Consider the following 9,474-nt stretch of genomic DNA (forward strand, 5'->3'; position numbering starts at 1 on the left):
GTTATGCTCTTTAAGTGGTAACAGATGTACTCAGACAAAGCTTAATAGTTTAAGTTAGTCCTTTTATTGCTGCCTTTAAAAAACAAAGTTATAGTGGTATTACTTTCATTTATTTATGAGCTTACCTTTGTCATCTACATTCTTACCAGATATTACCGTTACGCAGCTAGGTTCTGAGTTCGAGGCATTGCAGCAACGTTTTATGGCCGAACCTTATTTGCCAATTTCAGAACGCATTGCGTTGTTAACATTACTTAAGCGTAAGTTATTGGTATTAGAAACTGAGCTTGTGGCTGCCAGCTCAAAAGATTTTGGCTACCGAACTGAGTTTGACACAGTGATGGGGGACTTATTACCGACCATAAAAGCTATTTCACATACCCTAAAACATTTAGACAAATGGGCTAAAGACTCGCCACGTCGTGCGGGGTTTAGTTTGGCACCTTCAAAAGTCTCGGTTAGTTATCAACCCAAGGGGGTGGTAGGTATTATTGCCCCATGGAACTATCCTATTCAACTTGCACTTGTGCCACTTATTACTGCACTAGCTGCCGGTAATCGTATTATGCTAAAACTCAGTGAGTTCACCCATTATACCAATCAAGTACTTAAGCGTATTTTTACTGACGAGTTAGATGAGCATTGCAGCATCATTGAAGGTGGGGCTCATACAGCAGAGCAATTTAGTCAATTACCATTCGGTCATTTATTTTTTACTGGTTCTACGGTAGTGGGCCGCCATGTAATGGCCGCGGCAAGTTCAAACTTAACCCCTGTCACGCTTGAGCTTGGTGGAAAATCACCTGTTATTGTTACTAAAGATGCAGATATAAACCAAGCTGCGAAAGCTATTTTGTTCGGCAAAATGGCAAACGCAGGACAAATATGCGTCGCGCCTGATTATGTATTAGTTGATGAAGCGATGTACCAGCCACTGCTGGATGCGTTGATTAGCCTTTATAAAAAATATTATGGTCAAGGTGTAGAAGGAAAAAACCTCAGCTCGATATTAAATGATAAACACTTTAAACGACTACAAAACTTGCTTGATGATGCTAAAGAGCAAGGTGCAGAAATTATCAATCCGCTGTTAACTAATCAACAAGATACGGACAAGCATCGCTTGGGCTTACATTTGGTGACACAATGTAGCGAGCAAATGAAAATAATGCATGAAGAAATTTTTGGTCCATTATTGGTGATTAAGCAATACCAAGCACTGACTCAAGCAATTGATTATATAAAAGCCAAGCCGCATCCTTTAGCGCTTTATGTAATGAGTCATGATGAAAAAACCAATCAACTTATTAAACAGCAAACCCAAAGCGGCACACTAACTGTTAATGATGTTTTGATGCAGGTAACTGCCGAAGATGTCCCTTTTGGTGGAATTGGCGAGTCAGGTATGGGTAATTACCACGGTAAAGAGGGTTTTATAACTTTTAGTCATGCGCGAAACATGCTTACTTCGGGGCGCTTCAACCCACGATTAACTTTACTATTAAAAAAAAGCAAACTATTAATGCGTGTTTTAAAGTGGTTATATTTAAAGTAAGGTTGCACACATTTTTTATAGGCTTTATGCTTAAATCGTTTCAGGATACGAGTGTCGTTGGAATTAAAGCGGTTTAGGCAAGACATTGATAACCAGTAATAACAGTCCTATTGTTTAAAAAATAACACATTATAAGTCGCTTTAAATCAACTCGTTGGTCATTCTAGGGGCACACTTACTCTCTGGGCTGTTACTTCTTAACAGGGGGCTTTCATCGTGGCAAGCAAAGTAACGCCTTGATATTAAATTAAGCCCCTGCGAAGTGCTGAATTCTGCACTTGAGGTGGTTTGGCTATAATACTAAAACATGCGGTTTTCACCTGCGTATAAGCCAGCTTGAATTTTTTCGTATAGGGCATCGGCTTTTTCTTTGGCGGCTACGACTTCAGCTGGCATTAATTTTTGCTCATCAAGTTTGCGACTGTGGCTTGCTTGCATATTGCCGTTATATTCAGCGATGGTATTCCAAATATATGATTTTTCGATATTCTTTTGAACGCCTTGGCCTTCAAAGTACATCAGTGCCATATTAAATTGGGCAAGGGTGTAGTTATTGCCTGCAGCTTTTTCGTACCATTGCATCGCTTCTTTGTAATCTTGTGTTACGCCAGTACCATTGGCGTACATTACACCTAAATTAAATTGTGCAGCTGGTAAATTTTTTGCAGCCGCTTTTTTATAAAGTGATACGGCCATTTGTTTATCAAGTTTAACGCCTTTACCTTCTTCATAAAGCACAGCAAGGGCAAACATTGAATCAGGGTGGTTTTTTTTAACTGCTTGCTGATAAAGCGCCGCAGCCTTTTTGTAATTACGAGTGACACCATGCCCTCCTTCATACATCTGTGCTAGTTCGTAAATACCTGGTGCAAAACCATTATCTGCAAGGTAATTAAACTCTGTAAGAGCTTCTTCAAAGCGACCTTCGTTGGCGGCTAATATGCCTTCTTCTAGGCCTGCGTGAGCGACACCTGAGAAACTTAGTGCGCTAAGCATTAAAATAATTGGTAATTTAGGCTGCCACATGACACTGCCTCCAGATAATTTATAACAGTTTAATTCTAGCTCTAAGTAAGGAAAGTTCCAACTTACAGCTAAGAATAAGAATAATACGAATAAGATACAGATATTGAAGAATAATTTAAAGCAATAAAAAAAGCCCCAGCGGGGCTTTTTGGTTCATATCAACCGTCACCGATATGAGCAATGTAGCAAGTAGCGTGATTTTATATAAAAACTGAGTCGAATAAGCTTTTATTCAAGCATCACGTGCTTGATCAAAACGAGATTAAAAGTCCAGCATCCTTACTGGCATTCTTCCCTAGGGTACTGAGGTCGGTTTACTGTATTGGCAATGCAATAAGTGTTTAACTATCTCGCTTTGATACGAACGATTATCACTTAAGTTTATTTATGTGTCAACAAGTAAATGATAATTATTATTGTTTATGTGTTTTATTTTTACTTAATGATTTACAGTATTAGCTAAGTTGATTATCTTAAAGATTATCTTAATCACATAAGCTTTAAAAATGTTATTTAAAAATAGTAAGTTAAATATAAAAAAATATGTGGTAGGCAGCTTGCTCTTATTACTCAGCGGGTGCTCTGCAAGTTTTACTTACAATAACGTTGGCTGGCTGTCATCGTTTTGGATTGATGATTATGTTGATTTGAATAAACAGCAAAGTAAAACGGTTAAAGCGGTTATTAAAAAAACGCGTAACTGGCATCGAAAAACACAGTTACCACTTTATAAACAAGATCTTATAAATCTACAGCAGTTGTTATTAAAAGGCCCGGAACAGGGAGAATTAATTACTCATTTTGAACAAGCTAAGCAGCACTGGCAGGTATTGGTCGCGCATGTAAATGATGATCTAATCGACATTGCGATAACCCTTGATGAGTCACAAAAAAATACATTTACTCAAGCCATTGCAGAGCAAATGGACGAACAACTTGAAGAGTTTAACGAACAAACCACCCAACAGCGCCGCGAAGAGCGTTTAAAAGAACAACTTGAAAGATATGAAGATTGGCTTGGCAAACTGACAAGCGCGCAAGTTGAACTAATCACTAATGCTAATGCGCAATTTAACTCTACTTTTTTACTATGGCATAGCTACAAGCAAGCACGGCTTGATAAACTCAAACAAGTTTTTACCAAATCAGCTATTGATGATGACAAGTTTTATAAACAGCTTGCACATATCATCCTTGAGCGTGAGGCATTCATGAGTCCAAAATTAGTTGAGCTTGATAAACAAAACTTAGCTCGTTACGCTGGTTTGCTGGTTGCATTAAGATCAACCCTGAGTGATAAGCAGATTAATCAGGCAAATGAAAAATTTGCTGAAATGATTAAAGAAATAGATGACTTGATGAATAACTAAGCGAATATTTAATCGTGTAACTTGTAGTACTAAAGTGTTTGTGTATAAAATGCTCTGGTTTTTTCTTATTAAGTAAAAAGATGGATATTACAGCGTTAAACAGCACCTTTATTTTACGTGGTAAAGTACTCAAATGGATGTGTATATGCTTAGGTACGCTTGGGTTCACTTTTGCCGTTTTCAATTTATTTTATAATAACTTTATATTGCTAGGAAATTTAGAGCTACTTTTTGCAAGCTATTGTTTTTATATATATTTGTATAGCCGTAAGTCAGTTTATAAAGTGTGGCAGCCACTCAGTATCTGCATATTTATTACTTTACTTATTGTCATTGGCTGCTACTTTTCCAGTATAGCAAATGGGTTGTTTGTGTGGACCCTCGCATTACCTATTTTATATTACTTATTGTTAGGTAGGTGTTTAGGCTTTGCTCTGTCTTTGTTACTTATTGTTATACAAGGCATCATTTTTGCCGCTAAAGCAGAATGGTCTTTATACCAGGTGCTTAACCTCACCCTTAATATGACACTGTGTTACATTAGCATTTGGGCCGTTGCTCATGTTTTTGAAGCAACCCGCGCTGAGTACTCAAAACGCTTAGAAAGCCTTGCTATGCTTGATCCTCTTACCAATATTGGTAATCGCTTAGCAATGAATTATTATTTTGCTACGCAGCTTGATGATAAAAGTAAATTATATACCTTATTAATGGATTTAGATTACTTTAAGAGTGTTAACGACGAGTATGGTCACGAAGTTGGTGATAAGGTATTGATTGAAGTAGCCAATAGATTACAAGGTTTAATAAATAAAGGGAGAATATTTCGTATTGGTGGGGAGGAATTTGCTCTGCTTATTAATGCGAAAAGTGACACTCAAGCTCACGAGATAGCACAAAAAATCAGGTGTTCTTTTGCGAATGAAGCAATCAATATTGCAGATAAAAAAATTACAGTAACAACCAGTATTGGAATGGTAAGTTACCAATATGGGCAAACCTTAGCGCAAACAATTAAAGCTGCAGATGGGCTACTTTATCAAGCAAAAAACAATGGTAGAAACCAAGTTGTAAATTCGTCAATCTAAAAGCCTTTAGTTAGCTTCATTTAAGTACTCAGCAGTTCGCAGGTTAATCGCTTGCCAGTTTAATGACAGCGTAGTAACTAGTCCTTCGTACCCATCCTCAACGAGTGGTGTTGTCTCATTAAAATAATGAAGTGTTTGTAAAGAGCGGCCTTGCTCTGGTGTTGTTTGGTAAAGCCGCCATAAACCTGCAATTATTGCATTGCCTTTATTATCACCATTAAACTGATGTAGTTCATACTCTAACTCGTAATAGCTTTGTTGTTCTTTATCAGTAACAACGGGTAACCCTTTAACTACCATCCAATCGGGCAGGGCTGTAAATAAACTATAGTGGGCACTGGCGCTAAGCATTTTATCAGGCGCTTCACTCCATAAATGGTAGTTAGCTGCGTTGACTTGATTATTTTCCATTTTAATAGCAATACCACGGTTATTGAGCGCACCTCGTAAGTCGACGGTACTGAGTCGTAGTTGGTAACGTGTATCTTCAGCGCTGCGGCTCGCTGTACTAATAGGTTGTTCGAATTGGTAATACTCAATCGGGGCATTAAGTGATTGACTACACGCCGTTAATAAAACTAAGCTACTTATGATAACGAGCTTGATACTTGAAAATATAGCCATTATTGTTTCCTCGGGGTTGGATCAGCAGGCAGCGATTTGTCAAAAATAAACATGTTAGGTTGCTCGTTTAAGCCGCGACTAAGCGGTTGTAGCTCTTCACTCAAGCGTTTAAATTCAGAAAGCGTTTGTTGTAATTGGTGGTGAAACTGCGAACCTTGTTGGTAACTTGCCATGGTTTTTTCAAATTGCTTCATGGTGACATCAAATTGCTGCATGCTTTTTGTCATTTCAGCAAAGTTACGATTAATATCGCCGGGTAAGTTTTGAGTATCTTGTTGACTAAGGAGCTCTCGCATTTCGTTTGCCAAAGCTTGGTAGTCGGTGAAGGTGTCTTGCATCTGCGATAAGCTATCTTCAACTTTTAAATTATTCACTTTATTTAATACATCAGAAACTTGGTCGGCAAGTACGGTAATACCACTTGAAACACTAGGAAATACGTCATATTTCGCAAGTGTTGATATGCGAGCAGGCTTTGCATCGGGATAAATATCAAGATCAACATACACAGCGCCGGTTAATAGATTACCGGGTTTGAGTGATGCGCGCAGACCATTTTTAACCCTACCGTCAATGCTGTTTTGCCAAAATTCACGAGCTGATTCACTATCGTGATAAATACGGCCATATTCTATTTTAATTAACGCAGGCACAGCGGTGTTGTCAGTGCGAAAATGCGCTGGTTTACCATCAATGATCACATTCGCCGGGGCTTCAACTACAGTGCCGACTCGCATGCCACGATACTCAACCGGTGCTCCGGGGCGCAGGCCACGAATTGACTGTTCAAACTCAACAATATAGTGATCAAAATCCAAGAACCGCTCTTCTAGGGCATCTTTATAGCTACTGCTAAGTGAAAAGCTATGGCCGTCTTCAGCGATATCGCCGGGAGCTTGTTGTTTAGGAAGTCCTACCGAAATTCCACCTTTAAGTAATTGGCTTAACGAACCAGTATTGACGTTAATACCATCTGCAGATAAGTCAATTTCAACACCTTCATTGACCCAAAATATAGAGTTTAATGTAATCAAGTTTTGATACGGCTCTTTAATAAAAACACCGTATTTCATTGCTTGGTTTTTCCAGTCAAATGTTGAAGTTTCAATTTGACCAATTTTATAATTCTTAAAGTAAATACCGGTACTTACATCCATTACTTCAGCATTATAGCTAAGCAAACTAAAACGACCGCCTTTAACGTCTTTAGCAATTAAAGCAGGTTCATCTTGTAACTCAAATTTTTCGGTTGTTTTTTTGCTTTCACCAGGTGAAAACTCTAAGTATACCCCTGATAAAAGTGTACTCATGCCGCTGATGCCGGTTTCGTCAATACGAGGTTTAACGACCCAAATTTTGGCATCACTGGTTAGTAAATCATCGTAGTTTTTATCTATTTGTGCGCGAGCTATAACACTGTTATTTTTATCGGATAAGCGCACAAGATCAACTTGACCTATTTTAACACTACGCACTTTTATCTCAGTTTTACCCGCTACAATTCCATCAGCATGAGGCATTTTGATATAGATAGTAGCCCCTTTATTTATTTGATGTTGGTATAGCATCCAAGCACCAACAAGTAGGGCAATAAATGGAATGAGCCAAATTGCAGAAATGGAGGCTTCTTTTTTTACTTGAGCTGTTGCAGTCATGCGAGTGTCTCTGTTTGTTTTTTCTTTGGTGAATCCCACAATAAGCGAGGATCAAATGCATGGGCTGCCATCATTTGACATAAAACCATTGCTGTAAAAAATAATGTGCCGATACCAGGGGTTATCGACATTAAGTTACCTAGTTGCACTAAGGCTACTAAAATTGCCACCACAAATACATCGATCATTGACCATTTACCTATAAACTCGGTTAATTGATATACCCGAGTGTAGATTTTACTTTGCTGTGAAGCTGGTTTTGATACCACCGCGCATAAAAAGCTTAATACTAATGCTTTAGCTAAAGGCACCACAACGCTTGCTAAAAAGATAATTATTGCAATAGGGTACGAACCTGAATGCCAAAGCATAATAACTCCCCCTATTAAAGTAGACGCAGATTCATCACCTAAATTAGTGGTATGCATAATAGGAAATATATTGGCAGGGATATAACAGGCAACAGAGGTAATAAGCCAAGCCGTCGCTTTTTGTATGCTGTGAGGGTTGCGTACATGAGTTTGGCTATGACAGCGTGAACATTTAGTGCCTTCACACAGCTGATGGCAAACATGGCAAGCGCGCAAGTAACAGTCTATAGCACGATAAAGACCAGATGTATTCTGTATTTTTTTTATCGGTTCAATCTGCTCCCATAACCTAGGCCGGTTTAAATGGGCTAGTGCGGCAATATAAAATATTACAAAAGCAACATATGCCCAAAAGCTAATGCCAAAGCTAATATCAGCTAAAGACATAACTTTAACCATGCTGACTAATACACCGATCAGAAAAATTTCCGACATGATCCAAGGTTCAAGCGCCAGAGTGAACTTTAATAACCTGCGTGAAACAGGCCGAGGGAGTGTTTTTAACATGCCTAAATGCAGTGGTAATATTAATAGAAGCAGTGTCATAGGTAGACCAATAATACTGATGTCGATAAATAAACCAAGTAAGTCACTATCGTAATTAAAAAGAATTTTTGCTGCATCAGGCAAGGTAATTGTTTGTGTTATGCCATTACTACTAAATGAAATAAACGGGTAAAACATACTGCTGACAAGCATCAGTAATGCGCTTAGGCTAAACGCTACAATACGTTGATCGTAATCGACATCTGCAGAGCAAACTTTGCTATGACAATGAGGGCAGACAGCCATTTTTTTTGCCAAAATACGCGGTATATCGATAATTAAATCGCAACTAGGGCAGGCAGTTTGCAAACGGTATTCCCAGTAAGAAACAATAGTAAATGAAGTTTGCATCAAATATTATATAAATACAAATATGAAATGGACATTCCTGAAGCGGTTAGTTCTTTATTGCCTCTTTATCTATTGAACGATAGCGGCACTGGGCTTGTAGTTTTGAATATTTAAACCACCGCTATTTTTTCTAAAGATTCGAGCGCTGTTTTTTTAACCGTAAGGTGCTATCAGAAGAGTTTGATCTCGGTTTAACACACATTATCAATAATGGTGAATACACCAAAGCTATGGCATTTGGCGAGAGTGAATTGAAGCTTAAACCTGTAATAAACAAACCTTTAATAAAAAGTTCCGTAAAACAATCACGTTAACTAAACACAGCCACAGTCTGGCGGGTAAGTGCAATAAGTTGTCCTGATTGTGACCAAATAGCGCCATCTTCTAAACCATATCCACCTTGGCTGTGATGGGTAATTGCTTCAAAACCTAGCCATTGCTTTGACTCAAGCGTAGGTAACTGTACAAACTCTAAGTACCACGACATGCTACTGGCAGGCGCAGGTTGTTTAAACATTTGTAATAAAGTAGGAGGCCAAGCATCTGTTAATGCAATGATATGTGCTTCAGTGATTGCCGCTGGTTGATGATTAAACTTCATCCAACCACCAAGGTGAGAGGTCTCAGCTCCAGTAAATGGCATCGAGCCTTGCTCTGGGCACAGTGATACGTGCTGAAAAAACGCAGGCATAATGCCTTCTTTATAAGGTAGTGTATGACTTTCATCTACAGGTTTTAGGGTCATTTTCTTAGTCACTGGAACTGAAATATTCGATTCTCTTTGCTTACCAAAGCAGGCTTGAACAATCACACAGACTTGATCATTTTGGATCGCTTTGACTAATACTTGAGTGCTATTTTCACCTTCTCGTAACACTTCAACATTAC

General features: G+C 38.5%; 8 protein-coding genes. 3 read left to right on the plus strand and 5 right to left on the minus strand.

Annotated features, from left to right (window positions below):
* Nucleotides 1-115: 115 nt before the first annotated feature.
* A complete protein-coding gene (locus ACT3RM_RS15710) occupies nucleotides 116-1,555 on the plus strand; it encodes a coniferyl aldehyde dehydrogenase (protein WP_441835279.1) in 1,440 nt (479 codons plus the stop codon).
* A 300-nt stretch (nucleotides 1,556-1,855) separates the two neighbouring features.
* Here the strand turns inward: ACT3RM_RS15710 and ACT3RM_RS15715 are convergent, their stop codons facing one another.
* Entirely contained in the window at nucleotides 1,856-2,581 is a 726-nt protein-coding gene (locus ACT3RM_RS15715) for a tetratricopeptide repeat protein (protein WP_441835278.1), read from the minus strand.
* 506 nt (nucleotides 2,582-3,087) lie between these two features.
* Here ACT3RM_RS15715 and ACT3RM_RS15720 point away from each other — a divergent pair.
* Both ACT3RM_RS15720 and ACT3RM_RS15725 read left to right on the plus strand, forming a co-directional pair.
* Nucleotides 3,088-3,951: a DUF6279 family lipoprotein gene (locus ACT3RM_RS15720; RefSeq protein ID WP_441835277.1), complete on the plus strand. Its 864-nt coding sequence runs from the start codon at nucleotides 3,088-3,090 to the stop codon at nucleotides 3,949-3,951.
* Between the two features lie 80 nt (nucleotides 3,952-4,031).
* A complete protein-coding gene (locus tag ACT3RM_RS15725) occupies nucleotides 4,032-5,039 on the plus strand; it encodes a GGDEF domain-containing protein (RefSeq protein ID WP_441835275.1) in 1,008 nt (335 codons plus the stop codon).
* A gap of 6 nt (nucleotides 5,040-5,045) precedes the next feature.
* On the opposite strand, the gene ACT3RM_RS15730 is transcribed toward ACT3RM_RS15725, so the two are convergent.
* The 4 genes from ACT3RM_RS15730 to ACT3RM_RS15745 form a co-directional block, all read right to left on the minus strand.
* Entirely contained in the window at nucleotides 5,046-5,663 is a 618-nt protein-coding gene (locus ACT3RM_RS15730; protein WP_441835274.1) for a PqiC family protein, read from the minus strand.
* Nucleotides 5,663-7,318, minus strand: a complete 1,656-nt coding sequence (pqiB, locus tag ACT3RM_RS15735; protein WP_441835273.1) for an intermembrane transport protein PqiB — start codon at nucleotides 7,316-7,318, stop codon at nucleotides 5,663-5,665. Before pqiB ends, ACT3RM_RS15730 begins: the two co-directional genes overlap by 1 nt.
* The gene (locus ACT3RM_RS15740; RefSeq protein ID WP_441835290.1) at nucleotides 7,315-8,544 is read right to left on the minus strand and encodes a PqiA/YebS family transporter subunit; all 1,230 of its coding nucleotides are present in this window, start codon (nucleotides 8,542-8,544) and stop codon (nucleotides 7,315-7,317) included. The genes pqiB and ACT3RM_RS15740 overlap by 4 nt, the downstream gene beginning before the upstream one ends.
* Before the next feature lie 352 nt (nucleotides 8,545-8,896).
* Nucleotides 8,897-9,474: thioesterase family protein (locus ACT3RM_RS15745; RefSeq protein ID WP_444511412.1), on the minus strand; the 578-nt coding region annotated here is incomplete at its 5' end.

This window comes from Pseudoalteromonas sp. AOP7-A1-14 (assembly GCF_052376275.1).
Taxonomy (GTDB): Bacteria; Pseudomonadota; Gammaproteobacteria; order Enterobacterales; family Alteromonadaceae; genus Pseudoalteromonas.